This is a genomic window from Rossellomorea sp. GCM10028870, from assembly GCF_042666755.1.
Taxonomy (GTDB): Bacteria; Bacillota; Bacilli; order Bacillales; family Bacillaceae_B; genus Rossellomorea.
Map to the genome: position 1 here is coordinate 488,164 of NZ_JBHTGN010000001.1, position 15,351 is coordinate 503,514.

At 38.7% G+C, this 15,351-nt stretch carries 18 protein-coding genes; 17 read left to right on the forward strand and 1 reads right to left on the reverse strand.

Features of this window, described 5'->3' with window-relative positions:
* Position 1: 1 nt before the first annotated feature.
* The 7 genes from ACFQWC_RS02495 (at position 2) to ACFQWC_RS02525 (ending at position 9,536) form a co-directional block, all read left to right on the forward strand.
* Complete coding sequence (locus ACFQWC_RS02495) at positions 2–1,501, forward strand: distal tail protein Dit (RefSeq protein ID WP_377105937.1); 1,500 nt, start codon at positions 2–4, stop codon at positions 1,499–1,501.
* Positions 1,498–5,232 carry a phage tail spike protein gene (locus ACFQWC_RS02500; protein ID WP_377105939.1) on the forward strand — a complete coding sequence of 1,245 codons (3,735 nt, stop codon included), beginning with the start codon at positions 1,498–1,500 and terminating at the stop codon, positions 5,230–5,232. Before ACFQWC_RS02495 ends, ACFQWC_RS02500 begins: the two co-directional genes overlap by 4 nt.
* Before the next feature lie 186 nt (positions 5,233–5,418).
* The gene (locus ACFQWC_RS02505; protein WP_377105941.1) at positions 5,419–5,631 is read left to right on the forward strand and encodes a hypothetical protein; all 213 of its coding nucleotides are present in this window, start codon (positions 5,419–5,421) and stop codon (positions 5,629–5,631) included.
* A gap of 30 nt (positions 5,632–5,661) precedes the next feature.
* Entirely contained in the window at positions 5,662–6,060 is a 399-nt protein-coding gene (locus ACFQWC_RS02510; RefSeq protein WP_377105943.1) for a phage holin family protein, read from the forward strand.
* 41 nt (positions 6,061–6,101) lie between these two features.
* Entirely contained in the window at positions 6,102–6,962 is an 861-nt protein-coding gene (locus tag ACFQWC_RS02515) for a peptidoglycan recognition protein family protein (RefSeq protein WP_377105945.1), read from the forward strand.
* 248 nt (positions 6,963–7,210) lie between these two features.
* Positions 7,211–9,295, forward strand: a complete 2,085-nt coding sequence (locus tag ACFQWC_RS02520) for a cell wall-binding repeat-containing protein (RefSeq protein ID WP_377105947.1) — start codon at positions 7,211–7,213, stop codon at positions 9,293–9,295.
* A complete protein-coding gene (locus ACFQWC_RS02525) occupies positions 9,285–9,536 on the forward strand; it encodes a DUF3006 family protein (protein WP_377105949.1) in 252 nt (83 codons plus the stop codon). Before ACFQWC_RS02520 ends, ACFQWC_RS02525 begins: the two co-directional genes overlap by 11 nt.
* A 279-nt stretch (positions 9,537–9,815) precedes the next feature.
* Here the strand turns inward: ACFQWC_RS02525 and ACFQWC_RS02530 are convergent, their stop codons facing one another.
* Positions 9,816–10,007, reverse strand: coding sequence for a hypothetical protein (locus ACFQWC_RS02530; protein ID WP_377105951.1), 192 nt, complete (start codon positions 10,005–10,007; stop codon positions 9,816–9,818).
* A gap of 275 nt (positions 10,008–10,282) precedes the next feature.
* Here ACFQWC_RS02530 and ACFQWC_RS02535 point away from each other — a divergent pair, with 275 nt between their 5' ends.
* The 10 genes from ACFQWC_RS02535 (at position 10,283) to ACFQWC_RS02580 (ending at position 15,327) form a co-directional block, all read left to right on the forward strand.
* Positions 10,283–11,086 carry a hypothetical protein gene (locus ACFQWC_RS02535; protein ID WP_377105953.1) on the forward strand — a complete coding sequence of 268 codons (804 nt, stop codon included), beginning with the start codon at positions 10,283–10,285 and terminating at the stop codon, positions 11,084–11,086.
* 145 nt (positions 11,087–11,231) lie between these two features.
* Positions 11,232–11,630, forward strand: a complete 399-nt coding sequence (locus ACFQWC_RS02540; RefSeq protein WP_377105955.1) for an ATPase, T2SS/T4P/T4SS family — start codon at positions 11,232–11,234, stop codon at positions 11,628–11,630.
* On the forward strand, positions 11,614–12,636 hold the full coding sequence (gene comGB, locus ACFQWC_RS02545; RefSeq protein ID WP_299738368.1) for a competence type IV pilus assembly protein ComGB: 1,023 nt from the start codon (positions 11,614–11,616) through the stop codon (positions 12,634–12,636). Before ACFQWC_RS02540 ends, comGB begins: the two co-directional genes overlap by 17 nt.
* Positions 12,637–12,751: 115 nt before the next feature.
* A complete protein-coding gene (gene comGC, locus ACFQWC_RS02550) occupies positions 12,752–13,057 on the forward strand; it encodes a competence type IV pilus major pilin ComGC (protein WP_299738365.1) in 306 nt (101 codons plus the stop codon).
* The gene (gene comGD, locus ACFQWC_RS02555; protein ID WP_299738363.1) at positions 13,057–13,497 is read left to right on the forward strand and encodes a competence type IV pilus minor pilin ComGD; all 441 of its coding nucleotides are present in this window, start codon (positions 13,057–13,059) and stop codon (positions 13,495–13,497) included. The genes comGC and comGD overlap by 1 nt, the downstream gene beginning before the upstream one ends.
* Complete coding sequence (locus ACFQWC_RS02560; protein ID WP_299738361.1) at positions 13,481–13,807, forward strand: hypothetical protein; 327 nt, start codon at positions 13,481–13,483, stop codon at positions 13,805–13,807. The genes comGD and ACFQWC_RS02560 overlap by 17 nt, the downstream gene beginning before the upstream one ends.
* The gene (gene comGF, locus ACFQWC_RS02565) at positions 13,734–14,237 is read left to right on the forward strand and encodes a competence type IV pilus minor pilin ComGF (protein ID WP_377105958.1); all 504 of its coding nucleotides are present in this window, start codon (positions 13,734–13,736) and stop codon (positions 14,235–14,237) included. The genes ACFQWC_RS02560 and comGF overlap by 74 nt, the downstream gene beginning before the upstream one ends.
* Positions 14,238–14,253: 16 nt before the next feature.
* Positions 14,254–14,586 (forward strand): hypothetical protein, encoded by a 333-nt coding sequence (locus ACFQWC_RS02570; protein ID WP_341356585.1) that lies wholly within the window; start codon positions 14,254–14,256, stop codon positions 14,584–14,586.
* Positions 14,587–14,589: 3 nt separating this feature from the next.
* Positions 14,590–15,099, forward strand: a complete 510-nt coding sequence (locus ACFQWC_RS02575) for a shikimate kinase (RefSeq protein ID WP_377105960.1) — start codon at positions 14,590–14,592, stop codon at positions 15,097–15,099.
* 48 nt (positions 15,100–15,147) lie between these two features.
* Complete coding sequence (locus ACFQWC_RS02580; RefSeq protein ID WP_044340022.1) at positions 15,148–15,327, forward strand: YqzE family protein; 180 nt, start codon at positions 15,148–15,150, stop codon at positions 15,325–15,327.
* The last annotated feature ends 24 nt before the right edge of the window (positions 15,328–15,351 follow it).

A 15,351-nucleotide genomic window follows, 5' to 3' on the forward strand; every position in this document is an offset into this window, starting at 1 on the left:
TATGTATGAGTTTGTAGATCTTACGGAGCCTGGTACTTTAAGTACCTCTCTATCTATTCAAACCATTTTTAACGGAACAAATATCGATGAGGCACTGTCTGATTTATACGGAAGCTTTACAACGTTAACCGTTTCAGGAAGAAGCAACGTGAATAATCGAATCAATGCTTTTGAGATCCCAGGACGAGACGGACTCATGGAATCAGACGAGCTGACAAGTAGTGAAAAAGAGATTACAGTTAAATATAAAATTACCGACATGACAAATGAAGGTTTTCGTCAAAGGTATAACCGATTAAATGCCATATTACAAGGTTCAAAAAAAGAACTGATATTTACAGATGAGGATGCTACCTTCAATGCAACTTTGTCTTCTAATGATGTGCCAGAAGAAGATTCGAACATCTTAATAGGGAGTATCACTTTCTTGTGCTCAGATCCCAATAAATACGGAGGGGTAAAGGATCCTGTCTTCACAAACCTAGATAGTGCTATCACTCTAAATAATGAGGGGACTGTTCCGACTCCACCGACATTCCGATTTGTTCTTTCCCAGTCAACCACGTACCTTGACATCATTGGAGATGAAGATTACATGCGAATTGGTCGCCCGGTGACGGTGGATCAAACCCCTTTCCAGAAATACACCAAGATCCTAACTGCAAACGGTGGTTCCATGACAGGATGGGCAAGTGCTTTGTTCGCACCGGATGGGGGAACTAACTCAGGTACAATGGCAGCCGACGGATTGGATTACTATGCAACCAGTTATGGTTCTGGAAGCGCTTGGCACGGTCCTACGTTGTCTCAGTCGACTCAGGAGGTAGCATCAGATTACTTAATCAGGGCTTTCTTCAATGTAGGGAATAATCCCTCTCAGCGGGCGCGTACGGAAGTTTATTTATTGAATGCTTCCAGTCAAGTAATCGGGAAGATATCAGTCGTCCTCCGAAAGTCCACCGGCGGAGTGGATGTGGAAATTAACCTTCGGAATGGGGCAAATTCAAAATACATTGTGTCGATGGACTGGACCTATTCCGATTTCTTTGGATATATGGACATCGAGAAAGAAGGAACCGAGTTCAAATTTGCAATTGCACAGCAGGGAATACGAGAAGATGGATCTATTTATACAAGGCACAAGCCACCGTTTTTCACTTTTAACGATTTGAACAATGAGTTCCAACAGGATCTAGCTGCGGTTGGAATGCATATTGGTACCCATAGTAATTTCCCTACACCGTCAAAAGCAAGAATTCGCTTGATTGAAGTATATAAAATCAATACTCAACCAGAAGGTATCCCTTACATCGGAGAAGCCGGGGATGTCTTTGAGTTTAACCATAAAGAATCAAGAATCTATAAGAATGGCGATCGATTCACGGGGAAGGACTTTGGAGCGCGATTCTTTCACCTGAAAAAGGGTGACAACGTCTATGTAGTGAACCCTTCGAATGTTGTTTCGGAAGTCCAGGCAATATGGAGGGATGCGTACCAATGAGTATCATACACATACTTGATCATCAAAATAGTGAAATTGTGGGCTGGATCACAAAGGTCTCTTATGATAGCCATCAGAGTTCTCTAGATAATGAAGAGAAATACGACTTTATCGCACCGGTAACGGAAGAAGATCTTGATAAGATACAAGGACGCTCGCGGCTCCTCATCCCGGCTGAAGAAGGGGATTACAGAGAGTTTATTGTATACGAGAAAATCGATTTAACCGAAAGTGGAGAGGTCGAAGTGTATTCCGAGGCTTCATACTTCGATCTTCGAAAGTTAAAAACTATTCATCCACAAATTAGAGACGGGCAAACCTTAGAAGCTGCAGGAGCATTTGTGCTAGAAGGAATAAACGGGTGGGAGCTAGGAATTACTGAGTATAGTGGCATTCGGAAATGGGCCATTGAGAAAGACCTAGATGCTTACGATGCGTTAAAAGCCATTGCCTCTTTGTTTGATTGTGAGATTCGATGCAGAGTCACAATATCAGGAAATAAGGTTACAGGTCGATATGTAGATTTTGTTAAAAGGGTTGGCCAGGACTCCGGAAAAGAAATCGTAGAAGGCAAAGATCTTCTTGGTATTAAAAGAAGACTATTTGCCAAACGAGTCGTCACCGCCCTGATTTGTCTGGGTCCTAAGAGAGAAGACGGAAGCCAATTAAAGATAACCGTCACCGATGAAAAAGCCTTTCAAAACTGGAACTGGCAAGGGCAACATCTTGTGGAGGTATATGAGCCAGAATCAACGGACACCGAAATGACTGAAGAACGTTTGACCCAATTAGGGGAAGCGGAGCTTAAGAAGAGAATCACTGCAGCTGTCGAGTATGAAGCTGAAGGAGCTGCTCTGGACCACATATTTGGATATGACCATGAAGTGGTCCGATTAGGGGACTCAGCCAAAATTAAAGATGAGGAATTTAACCCTCCGATGTATTTAGATTCGAGGGTTATTTTTGTGGACCGATCCATCTTTGATAAGTCCAAGAAGAAGTACAAGCTCGGTGAGGTCATAGAGTACAAGAAAGAGGACGTATTCCGCGTTTGGAAAGATCTACAAGCGCTTTACGCAACTAAGGTTATCAAATCACCTACACCCCCAGAAGGAAAAAGCAATATCATATGGATTCAAACTGGTGGAAAAGTAGACGTTGCTCATACCTGGAATGCAACTGCTGGACAATGGGAGAAAATCACACCAACTAAAGCCAGTGAAGTAGGATCTTACACTCAAGAAGAGGTTGATAATAAGGACCAGTCAACATTTGAAGATGGAACTTATTATGCTGATCAGGTGGCAAAAAATGCGGAAGACAACGCAAAGCAACATACTGAAACATATGCGATTGATAAGTCCACATACACTCAGAAGATTCAGGATATCGAAAATGAACTTACCGAAAAAGTGAGCAAGTTGTTATATGATAACAACCTCAATACTCTTCAACAAGACATAGCAGCCAAAGCAGGTCTTGAGTATGTGAATGGTCAGCTAGTATCCAAGGCTGATAAAAGCAATACCTACACGAAAACGGAAGTGGAGAATCAGCTAAACAGTAAAGTCTCCACCACAAAATACACCACAGATCAAGATGGTGTTGTAACGCAGCTAACAAATCACGAAAGCAGAATTAATCAGACTGAGGATGGATTAACCTCTAAAGTTTCACAAACCACCTATAATCAAAAGGTCTCTTCATTAGAAACACAAATTAGCCAGGCTAATACGTTGATTCAGCAGAATAGTCAACAGATTCAGTTGAAGGCCACAAAATCCGATTTAGATACGTTAGAGGGTCGGGTGTCTGGTACAGAATCTTCACTATCTATTCAAGCAGGATTGATTGAAAGCAAGGTATCGCAAGTTGAGTTTGATGGTTTAGAGATTGGTGGACGGAATTTAGCAGAAAGCACATCTTCTGATTACAAAGAGGCGAATATGGGGGCGTACAACTCCACTGTACAAGGGAATAAACCTTTAGAAGAAATGGGTTTGAATGTCGGGGACCAAGTAACATTTAAAGCCTACATTAAAAATTCTTCAGAAGGAATAGATAACATTTACCCGAGATTTTCGTTCTATCGTGCAGACGGTTCTTACTCTATAGCTACAGGAGGGGAGAAAATAGCCCCGGGAAGTGAAGGATTTTCAACTTACACGGCTACTGTTCCTCAAAGCGCCACGGGTGTCGCGTTATATTTTCAAAGGGATAACGCTTCATCGACTTCTAATGCTTTTCCGTTTCAGTATAAACTATTGAAAGTTGAAAAAGGAAATAAGGCAACAGCATGGACTCAAGCGCCGGAAGACACGCAAGGACAAATCGATACCATCACTGGGCGCATGAGTAGTGCTGAAACAAAAATAACTCAAAACACAAATGCTATTGCACTAAAAGCCTCTCAGTCCACCGTAGATTCATTAGCAGGAAGAGTTTCAAATGCGGAATCCCAACTAACAGTCCAGGCAGGTCAAATATCAAGCAAAGTTTCTAATACTGAGTTTACCTCTTATAAAACTGCCAGCGGCGGAGACGGAAATTTTAACTTGGGAACAAAAGAAATTACTACGAGCGGTTGGTATCGGATAGCATCTAACGTTGGTAATCGAGCTTTCGCAAAATTCACGGTTGCTGATAGTTATTCAGGTAAGCATTCTACTGCCATTTTCAATGCAGGTATCCATTATGGAAACAACGCAACTTTGACGTTGCTTGGATATAGCCAGTACAGCGGAAATCAAGCATTTACAAAGGCGAGAATTGTCTACAAATCAACGTATGAACCACCATATTTGGAGCTTTACGTTAATGCTCCTGCAAAAATAAGTGTTTGGTGCTCAGATAATATTCAAGCAAGTGGCTGGGAGAAAGTGAACTTTACAACAAGTGCAATACCTTCTGGATATACCTCAAGAGAGTTTGATATTAATGCTAGTAACGTTGTTGATGTCACAAGTCAAAATACATCGAAGGATACATCTAATGTAAATGGAGTTCCATCAGGGACTATCACGACAAGAATTACAAATTCAGAGTCATCGATCACGCAGCTTTCTAATGAAATAACTTCAAAGGTATCTCATTCAACATTTAACTTATTAAGTGGCAGAGTATCCAATGCTGAATCCTCAATCACCCAGCAAGCGGACTTGATTGAACAGAAGGTTTCCAAAAATGGCGTTATGTCTGCCATAAGTCAAACATCCGAAATTATTAAGATCGCAGCATCTAAGATCCAATTCGAGGGTGCCATTTTCGGACAAAATGCGAAGTTTGCAGGGTCCATCGTTTCAACAGACGGTAGCAACACATTAAAGATTGATGGAGACTCAATTTCGATAAATGATCGTGAAATCTTCGATTCGGAGAGTACATTGCCGAGTATGTATGATGGGAACCTCTCTTACCCGATGATTTCATCATACGGAAAAATGTATTTGCAAGAAATTACTTTTCAAATACCATCCGGAACACACTCTCCAGGGTCCTATATAGAAAAGACGTTGAACATATCCAATTACACGAGAGTGGCTATTCCTGAAGTCTTAGGATTCTTTTGCCATGCCGTAGCAAAGGAATGGTACGCATATGAAAACGATAGCACCCGAGTGTATGGCGGTACAGACATCATGAGCACTAAAATTCGAATTTCTCCTCATTACCAATATACGAGTGGAGGATCAAGCGTGAAAGTCTATATCATGATCATCGGATACCGATAAGGGGGTGAACGGAATGAGTAAGCAAAATACGAGGCTATGGCTATTGAAAAAACGTCATTGATTCAACAACTCCAAGAACAAATCAGTCAGCTAAAGAGTCGCATATCTGAATTGGAAGATTCTATAGTTATCGAGGAAGCCGAATAAGGCTTTTTAATTTTACTTAAAACCAAAGGAGAGATTTCAATGAACTTTCGAATTTCAAACGTTCAGATTAAATATTCAGAGGATGGTCAATTGGAAGCTGTGCAGGTTTATTTTATTGGGAACGAGCAGGACAATTCAATTAACATGAGTGGAAACATACCTCTCACTGCTGAAGAGTATGCAGGAAACGAAAGTGTAGCTTCACTGGCAGCTCTTATTAAACAAAGAGTTATTGAGCGTCTGCAAGCATAATTAAAATAATACCGACAGGGTGTGAGAGAATTGGAGGAAACATCATTGTTCTTAAATTTTGAAACGTTAGATTTAGCAAAGACTTATTTATTCGGAAATGTAAAATTCTTAGATTTGTTAGTGTTGTTGAGTGTCGCTGACATTTTCACCGGAGTAATCAAAGCTTGGAAGGAAAAAAGATTACGCAGCCGTGAAGCATGGTTTGGATACGTGAGAAAAATGTTAAGTTTTCTTGTTGTAATTGTGGCCAATGTAATAGATCAAATTCTCGGATTGAACGGAGTCCTTACTTTTGGAACCGTTCTTTTTTATATTGCAAATGAAGGGCTATCAATCGCTGAAAACCTTGCCCAAATTGGGGTTAAGATTCCAAAAGCTATTACCGATCGATTACAGGTTATTGAAAATCAAAGTGATGAAAAGAAATAGCTGCCTTTAGGTGGCTTTTTATTTTGAAAGGAGAAGTAACTATGGTTGTTCTAAATTATCAAAAGAAACATATCAGAAAAAATGAATTCAGCAGACCGGGTTATAAACTTTTAAGAGTCCAGGCTGTTATGGATCATTACACAGCGAATCCAGGAGCTGATGCAGAAGATCATTTTGAATATTTCGATAAGACCATCATTCAAATAAAACGATATGCAGGAGCTCATATCTTTGTTGATCGTTATAAAGCGCTTGAATTAATACCTTTAGACGAAGGGACTTTTGGAGGTAATGATGGAGGAAATGCAACCCTTAAGTTACAGACTCTCAGAGCTAGGGATCCTCGTTATCCAACAAGTACAGGAGATGGGAATGCAAATCTTTTATGTATACATGTTGAAATGTGTTTGGAGCCTGATGGCACCATTCATCCAGACACGATTAAGAGGACTGCACTAGTTCACCAGATGTTACAGAGAAAATTTCCTCAATTAAAAGATACGTATAATCGATTTGTACGTCACTTTGATGTAACAGGAAAGAATTGTCCTGCACCAATGGTGAAAAATCCATCTTTATATAAGAATTTGCTTGATATGACTCACGGACTTATTCCAATTAACTTAGTGTCCAAACCAAAGGAGGAAGAAGAAATGATTAAAATGGCAGTAGTAGTATATTCAGATGCAGATCTAAGCGTGGGGTATGATTTGGCGAATGAGAAGAAATGCGGACTCTACAACAGAAAGTCCTTGGCAAATGAAAAGTTGAAGATTAACGAGCTCATGGTAGTCGGTGGGTCAACAGAGGGGCTGAAGGATAAAACAAATAGAATCATCGACTTGTCAGGTGCTAATCGCTGGGATACACGTAAAAAGGTTATTAGCTACTTAGGTAAATAATGTGAATAAGTAACAATAAATTCGACAATAATAAAGTCACACCATGAAATACAATGGCTCATAAGTTAAGCGCCCTCTTCCTAATGAAGAGGGTAATTTTATCCTCGTGGATAATAAATATCCTCATACCACTCAAATTTTCACTAACTACTCCAGTCTTCCTATAACCATATGATTCAAATGTACTTTCCCTGAATCTACCAGTATGATAGAATTATATAGAATTTTCCATTTTAAGGAGGGATTATATGAAAAAAGTATCGTTTTTGTTATTTTCTATTATTCTAGTGATTAGTAGTATCATTGTTTATCCGTTTTCTAGTGAAGCAGCAAGTGATTACACAAGACTCTCTGGAAGCACTAGGTTAGACACTGCAATTGAAGTTTCAAAAGAAGGGTGGCCAAATGGACTTACATCTTCTGAAAAAGCGGTTGTGTTAGCACGCGCTGACAATCCGGCCGATGCGTTAGCTTCAGCAAGTTTAGCAGGAGTGAAGGATGCTTCCATTTTACTTACATATCCAACAAAATTAGATCAATCTGTTGCAGATGAATTAAAACGTTTAGGTACAAAAAAGATTTATTTGCTTGGTGGCGCTGCTGCTATCTCTGCTAATGTTGAAAACTCTCTAAGGTCAAAGGGATATAATGTACAACGTGTAGCAGGAAAAAGTAGATTCGAAACTGCTTCTGAGATAAATAAAGTGGCAGGAACTTCGAAAGGTACCAAAGCAATTCTTGCTAATGGATACACTGTTGCCGATGCCCTATCTGCTTCTGCAGCATCCTCTATTAATCAAGTGCCTATTTATCTAACAGAAAAAAATCAACTTAGTGTGAATTTACCTTCTTCTATTAAACAAGTAGATGTATATGGTGGAGTAGGTGTCATTTCAACTAATGTTGAAAAAGAGTTAAAGGCCAAGGGAATTTCAGTAAAACGAATTTCAGGAATCAATCGTTATGCAACAAGCGTAGCTGCAGCAGAAAATTTGAACATTAATTCAGATAACATAATATTAGTTCGTGGAACGTCTTCATCTTCTACAAAACAAGATTATCCTGATGCGGTTGCTGCTTCTGGTTTAGCTAATAAACTAAACGCAAGAATACTCTTGATTCACCCTGAACATTCAGCCAGTGAAACAAAACAATATTTAAGTGATAAAACTCTTAATACATATGTATTAGGAGGGGAAAATGCGATTTCAACCAATGCCTTAAATGAATTAGGCTATGCTTCTCCAGGGAGATTATTGGTACATTTCATTGATGTAGGACAAGGTGATAGTATTTTTATTGAAATGCCTAATGGTAAGACGATGCTTGTTGATGGAGGGAAGAAATCAGCAGGTGATGAGGTTGTTAGTCACCTTAAATCTCAAGGAGTTAAAAAAATCGATGTAATGGTCGCTACTCACCCTGATGCTGATCACATCGGAGGATTAATTGATGTTCTTAATGAGTTTCCAGTAGGTAAAGTAATTGATAGTGGAAAACCGCATACTTCAGAGACTTATCTAGAATATTTATCATTAATTGATCAGAAGAATATACCATTCAAGGTTGCAGCAGAAGGCGACTTTATTGAATTAGATCAGGCTGTAAACGTAGAAGTGCTGAATAGCGGTGCTAATAATACAGATAACAACGATGCTAGTGTCGTACTTATGGTTTCTCATGAAGAAGTTGATTACTTGTTAACCGGAGATGCGGGAGTAGACGTAGAAGAACGTTTAATTCAAGAATATGACTTAGATGCTGAAGTACTGAAAGTAGGTCATCATGGCTCTTACACAAGCACATCGCAAGCCTTTGTCGAAGCAGTAAATCCTATTTTTGGAATTCTATCTTACGGTGAAGGGAATCAGTACGGTCACCCACACAGTGAAGTTTACAATAGATTAATGGACTATGGTGTTGATTTAATCTCTACAGTAGATGGTACAATAGAAATGTCAGATGATGGGGATTATATTTACATTAATCAACAACCAACCAGCCCTAATCCAGAGCCAACCCCAGAGCCAACTGCTAATGTTTCACTAACAGGTGTAAATCTAAACACAGAGGTTGTAACAGTGAAAAATAATGGCAGCAATGACACTAACATGACTGGTTGGACTTTAGTAAGTGTTGAAGGGAACCAAACTTTTAATTTTCCAGCAAACTTCATCCTTAAATCAGGAAGCTCAGTGAATATTACTTCTGGAGCTAATGCAATTAACAATCCTCCAACCTACTTAAAATGGACTGGAGCTTATATCTGGAATAATGCGGGAGATTCTGCTAAACTATACAATTCTCAAGGAGAGTTAGTAAGTGAATATTAAAAAATACACATTGGATCAAATTGAAGGAAACAAAGCAACACTCCTTTTGAGATCAAATGAATCTGAGGAATTAATCGTTGATAAGGATATAGTACTTCCTGCAGTAGAAGGGGATATTCTTGAGGTTACTTTTTCAGAGACAAACGAAATAATGTCTAGTAAGGTTTTAGCTAAGGAAACTACTGATGCTAAGCAAAAAGCTAATGATTTACTACAGAAACTTATCAATAAGAGTAAATAAACAAGAGTCCAACTCAATTGAGTTGGGCTCTTTACATTTACAGTGCTATTTTATCCTTCTTAACCCTCATTGTGGGCTTCCAATCTTATTAGTGAATCGATTTCTTCTAAAGATAGAATACATTCTTATACTTCAGAAAAAGCAGCCTCTTTTGAGTAAGCTTGATCCTCTAAAGATAATCCCATATCAATTAGTTTTAATTTCAATCTGTTTAGTTCTGATTTTATTGATAATATTTCACATGTCTTCATTTGGCACCTGCTTTTCTCAATTGAAATCTTAGTCAAGCAAACTGTCACTAAAAAATGAATACCTCTTTACGATTTCTTCGAAGGTTCCTTCATCAACTATTGGAAGGTTCTCATTATCTGGACAATCAAAGTGTAAAATGCTGTTGGCATAATTTAAAGCTACTTGATCTTGTGGTTGATAATATTCCTTACAGTGCTGGCATCTAATTTTATTCTTCACTATACTTCCTCCTTTTAATTACTTAATAAATTATTCAAGGAAGTAATACTATTTTCCTGCATTGATTACAAATATATATGTAAAATAACCTATATGTGATTTTCTTTAATTAACTACTATTTAAGAAAATACAAAATCAAATCGTACTTAATAATTGATTTACAATCAATATGTTTTTTAATTTGTATAAAATAACTAAAATAACGTATTGAAGTTATTTTAGTTATTTTATATAATGGAGATGAGTTAAACAATAAATGGAAGGAGCTCCAATAATGACAAGAGGATTTGAACTTTACCAAAGTTGGACGCACTGGGCAAATGAAGTGCCATCCTTGAAAGAGCCTCTAAATGGCTTGATTGCTAGAGCTATCATTTCTACTGATGGGAAATTGGATGAGGTTGAATTTATTACTGGTGCTTCTAAGTCGGATATTTTTCAAGTGTACCAATGGATTAATGAGAAAGGCTTGTTAAAGGCACCTATTCTACCGGAGCAAAAGAAGCCTAATTTTAATGGGGAGGAGATGGATAATATGTCAGTAGCAACAAATAATCCACGGAAGGCACGTACATTTACAAGGGGAGAAATGGTGGATTACTTAAAAAGAAAACTGTCTGAAGCTAACTCCGGTATTAAGTTTATAGGTTTAAAGCATAATATCCTAACTTGTGAACTTAATGATCAGAAGTTAAAAGTATACATCAGTACTTCAAGGGATTATGAATCCATGAGAAAAGATTCAGACTACAATGCTAACCGAGTATCCGCTTGGAATAAAGGAAACCATGAAGTGTTTACTTCATGCGATTATTACTCCATGTTGGTGAAAGCCGATACGAATACGGAATATGTGACAGATTCTGATGAAAATATTGAAGGGCTATTTCTGAGCCAAGAAGAATTAAACCAGTGGTTCAAGCAAAAAGCAGTAGTGCCAAGCGGCATGATAAACTGTTATGTTCATTTTATACAAAGGCAAGGTGAAGGACGTACTTCAACTAATGTGATTGATGAGCGTGAGCAGCCTGTTGTGTCACTAGATCACCTTTATCAAAAAGGATACGTAGTTAGATAGAAAATGAATCGTAGATATATCTATTCCAACCATATTTGTTGCTTCTTTAATATACATTTGTATCTGTATTTTATGGGTCGATGCGAACAACTCGTATCGACTTTTTCTGTAACTTTATGAAGTATTGTAAACATGGATGAGAAATATGCATGGTTCTATCATTATCACTAGTCACTTGGTAATTTCTACGATGCATACGAGAGATGCAAAAGGGGCGATCTATCGTTTAATGGAATTAGGAATTGAGTGGCATGACATTGAACAGACACTGCTGGCCGTTTCAGCCCAGAGATTGCTAAAGTTAGTATGTCCGCTTTGCAAAGCAGAGTGTGGTGGGAAATGCCATCGAGGAAAAAATCTGCACATGGCATCGGTATATGAAATTGTAACTGGAAGTGCTTTGAAGGAGGTGCTGAAAGAGGCGAAAGGTGAAAGAGCACAACATCAGTACCACACACTTCAGACGCTAATCAATAAGGGGGTGGCACTAGGATTTGTTTCAGAACTTGAATATAGGAAATGGGTTCATGAAGAAAAGCGATGATCAAGGTAAGTTCCTTAAAAGACTGGGAGACCTTCTTCAAAAGGGGTATAGCTTTTCGGAAGCCATCGATTTTCTCTTGCTCCCTAAAGAAAAGAATACGATCAAATTAAAAAAGAGAATGATTGGATCACTGCAAAAAGGAGAGTCCATCTCCTCAGTCATCAACAAGCAGCTTAACATCCCGGGTAACGTCAGTGCACAAATTTATTTCGCCGAGCATCATGGTGAAATGGGCCCTACTCTATCAGAAGCGGGAAACTATCTTATAAAAAGAAGGAAAAACCAGCAAAAAATACAACAGATCATTCAGTATCCTTTAATGCTTATCATCGTCGCTATTTTAATGATGGTCTTACTTCGAAAGGTGCTATTTCCAAGATTTCAATCTTTGTATACTTCTATAGGATACGAACCTTCAGCGAATCTTAAGTACCTCTTACACTTCATCGAAAGCTTCCCGGTGATTTTTAGTACATTTTTACTATCACTCTTTTTCTGCACCATATTATTCTTCCTGTTCAAACAAAGAATCTCTCCTATTAAAATCTCAGTCATCCTATGCAAAATTCCGTATCTGTCAAATTATTTAAGGCTTGGTCACTCACACTTTTTTGCCAGGGAATTAAGCTTTCTTCTCACCAGTGGAGTATCCATCACTGAGTCACTGCTCATCATTGAAAGTCAATCCTTCCGACCAACATTACAATACATTTCAAAAAAATTGATGAAAGGATTAAAAGAAGGGAAGCCATTTCATGAATGCTTCTCATCGCTCCCGTTTTTTCAAAAAGAGTTATCCATCGTTGTCCACCACGGGCAATCCAATGGACGGTTGTCAGAAGAACTGCGACTTTATAGCGAGATATGTTTTCAAGAATTAGAGGAGAATACCAATGCTTTGCTTAAATATATCCAGCCGATGATCTTTACTTTTGTAGGTCTATTCATCATGGCAATCTACTTCTCCATTATGATGCCGTTATTTCAGATGATGCAGGGGATTTAGAAAATATCTAGAAAGTGCCAATACCTCCGAGGCCAGCGCTCACCAGCAAATTAATGCAAATGCACTGTTCACATTCACACCAGTAACACATACCCAAAACTCAAGGAGGAATATCATGCTCAAAAATGAAAAAGGTTTCACCCTGATCGAGATGATGATTGTATTGTTAGTCATATCTGTTTTGCTTTTTATTACGATTCCCAACGTCACCAACCAAAGCAGTTCGATTAACTCCAAAGGCTGCGAGGCATTCGTTCACATGGTGGAAGGTCAGGTTGAAGCCTACAAAATGGATGGGAATTCACTACCGGTCACCATAGATATGCTTGTCACAGATGGGTATTTAAATGAAGATTATAAAGCCTGCCCCGACGGTAGTGCCATCACCATTGATGCTGAAGGGAAGGTGACCTCTAATTAATGAAGAATATAACGGGGGAAGCGGGTTATACCCTCATTGAGATGCTTGTCGTCTTATTGATTTTCACGACCCTTCTCTCATGGGTCAGCTTTTCCATCCTTCCCATGAAAGGACATAATGAAAAGGACCTCTTCCTTTCCCAGCTTCGATCAGACCTCTATCAGATCCAAAGCTACAGCATCAGTCATCAAGTTCCCATTATTTTATCCTTTTACCCCTTATCGAATAAATACGTTGCGAAAACGATCACGAGACAGACGGTTGTCTCGAGAGAACTTTCAACTTCCATTCACATATCGTCAAACAGCTTGGAAGACATCACTTTCTTTCCCAATGGGAATACGAACCGATTCGGCAAGGTGAATTTTATGATGGGGGATACAATCCTTCAACTCATGTTTCAAATTGGACAAGGGAGATTTTATGTACAAGAATTCTAAAGGCTTTTCACTTCCGGAAACCCTGGTTGCTTTCAGTTGTATACTCATGATTGCCGGTATGTTCATTCCGTTTCTCATTCACTATGCTTCTCAACTAAAGGGACTGCAATATGAAGTAGAGGCGTTGAAGTTTCTTGAAGAAGGGGTGGAGAAGGCAATCGTCAGTCACGAGTATGTGGATCATTCAAGAATATATAGAGGAGTCAGGTATGAGCTTGATTGGAAAGGGGGAGGGAATGAAGAAGCGTGTGTTCATTATCAAAAAAGAGATATCGGGCCTAATGAGGTATGTATCTCCATGGGTGAATAATAAAGGATATACATTAATCGAGTCTCTGTTAAGCTTTACAATATTTTGCATGATTTCACTATGCATTCCTCTCATCATGAATGGTTTTTCTACCATTAAGAATGATTTGGTCCCTCCACATTATTATGAATGGAATCTATTCAATGAAAGCTTGAGGTATGAATTATGGAGAGGCGAAAGTGTTGAGATCACTCCCGATAAGATCTCTTTTATGGTGAATGGTGAATCCATTTCGTATGAAAAGTATAATCAATCGCTTCGGAGGAGGGTAAATAATCGAGGGCATGAAGTCGTTCTACAGGCAGTGGATTCATTTAGCTTTGCTTCCATTATCCAGGGAGTGCATCTGGATTTGGAGTTTGTGGGTGGAGAAAGAGTGGAGGGGGAATTCTTTTATTTTTCTACCCAACAAGGGGAAGGAATGCCTTAACAATAAGGGATTTATATTGCCCTATACTTTAGTGCTTCTGATGATTGTTTTATCTATTGGGTTTGCTGCAAAGGATCTTTTTATAAGTAAGTACCTATACTTGACCAATATGAAAAACATTTATGAAAGAAACGTGAGTGTGTCCCATGCGATATTGTTGGAGATGGAAAGTGGGGTACTTACTTCCAAACAGTTGAAAGGTGAGTATGGTGAAATTCTGACCCGCAGCGAGTCGATAAACCCGGATGAAATACAATTGGAAGTGACTTTCAAACGCGATGAGAAGGTTTTTCTTCCAACGACGGTTGTGTATAATAGGGAAACAAAACATATTATAAGTTGGGAGTAGAATATGAGACCAATTTTCTTCATTGGATTTATGGGAGTGGGAAAAACAACGATCGGAAAACGTCTTGGGGAAGAACTGGATCTTCCGGTCATTGATATGGACAGTTACATTGAGAATAAAGAAAAAAAGCCTATCAAAGAGATCTTTAATCAGCATGGAGAAAAATATTTCAGGGATCTTGAAAGCGAGGTACTTCTTGAGTTAGCCAACGAACAAGCGATTATCACTACGGGTGGCGGAGTGGTTGAAAGGGAAGAGAACCGGGAGATCTTACGTAAACAGGACTTTGTGTTCCACCTGACTTGTCCTTTTGCTTCATTATGGTCCCGTTTAGAAGGGGATGAGAATCGTCCACTCGTGCAAACTAATTCCAAGGAACGTTTATCGAGTTTATTCAATCGCCGCTTACCATTATATGATAGTGGAAGTTCCATAACCATTCATACAGACAATAAAACCGTAGAAGAGGTTATTCAAGAGATACTGCCCCATCTAGGGGACGAAGCTGAATAAATTACTTATTTGCAGGGCATACTGATAAAAGCGGGAGGTGGGGCTTTTATGTCAGTGAATGATTATGTTAAATTCATAACACAAACATTTGTCCAACATTATGAAAAATCACCTCATGAACGTAAAAGTATAAAGAAGCAACGGAAGAATGAGCGAGAACCATTCCTATTTCGCTGGTTCGGGATCATCCCATATGCTTTCATGATCATGTTTAAGAAAAACAAATAGTGTAGATAAGGCTACCTTATTGGT

What these genes read in the sequence shown, in the direction of transcription:
- ACFQWC_RS02515 (WP_377105945.1), top strand. Translation starts at nt 6,102, where the DNA reads ATGGTTGTTCTAAATTATCAAAAGAAACATATCAGAAAAAATGAATTC.
- comGD (WP_299738363.1), top strand. Translation starts at nt 13,057, where the DNA reads ATGAAGAATATAACGGGGGAAGCGGGTTATACCCTCATTGAGATGCTT.
- ACFQWC_RS02540 (WP_377105955.1), top strand. Translation starts at nt 11,232, where the DNA reads ATGCATGGTTCTATCATTATCACTAGTCACTTGGTAATTTCTACGATG.
- ACFQWC_RS02505 (WP_377105941.1), top strand. Translation starts at nt 5,419, where the DNA reads ATGAACTTTCGAATTTCAAACGTTCAGATTAAATATTCAGAGGATGGT.
- ACFQWC_RS02560 (WP_299738361.1), top strand. Translation starts at nt 13,481, where the DNA reads ATGTACAAGAATTCTAAAGGCTTTTCACTTCCGGAAACCCTGGTTGCT.
- comGC (WP_299738365.1), top strand. Translation starts at nt 12,752, where the DNA reads ATGCTCAAAAATGAAAAAGGTTTCACCCTGATCGAGATGATGATTGTA.
- ACFQWC_RS02535 (WP_377105953.1), top strand. Translation starts at nt 10,283, where the DNA reads ATGACAAGAGGATTTGAACTTTACCAAAGTTGGACGCACTGGGCAAAT.
- ACFQWC_RS02500 (WP_377105939.1), top strand. Translation starts at nt 1,498, where the DNA reads ATGAGTATCATACACATACTTGATCATCAAAATAGTGAAATTGTGGGC.
- ACFQWC_RS02495 (WP_377105937.1), top strand. Translation starts at nt 2, where the DNA reads ATGTATGAGTTTGTAGATCTTACGGAGCCTGGTACTTTAAGTACCTCT.
- ACFQWC_RS02575 (WP_377105960.1), top strand. Translation starts at nt 14,590, where the DNA reads ATGAGACCAATTTTCTTCATTGGATTTATGGGAGTGGGAAAAACAACG.
- ACFQWC_RS02520 (WP_377105947.1), top strand. Translation starts at nt 7,211, where the DNA reads ATGAAAAAAGTATCGTTTTTGTTATTTTCTATTATTCTAGTGATTAGT.
- comGB (WP_299738368.1), top strand. Translation starts at nt 11,614, where the DNA reads ATGAAGAAAAGCGATGATCAAGGTAAGTTCCTTAAAAGACTGGGAGAC.
- comGF (WP_377105958.1), top strand. Translation starts at nt 13,734, where the DNA reads ATGAAGAAGCGTGTGTTCATTATCAAAAAAGAGATATCGGGCCTAATG.
- ACFQWC_RS02580 (WP_044340022.1), top strand. Translation starts at nt 15,148, where the DNA reads ATGTCAGTGAATGATTATGTTAAATTCATAACACAAACATTTGTCCAA.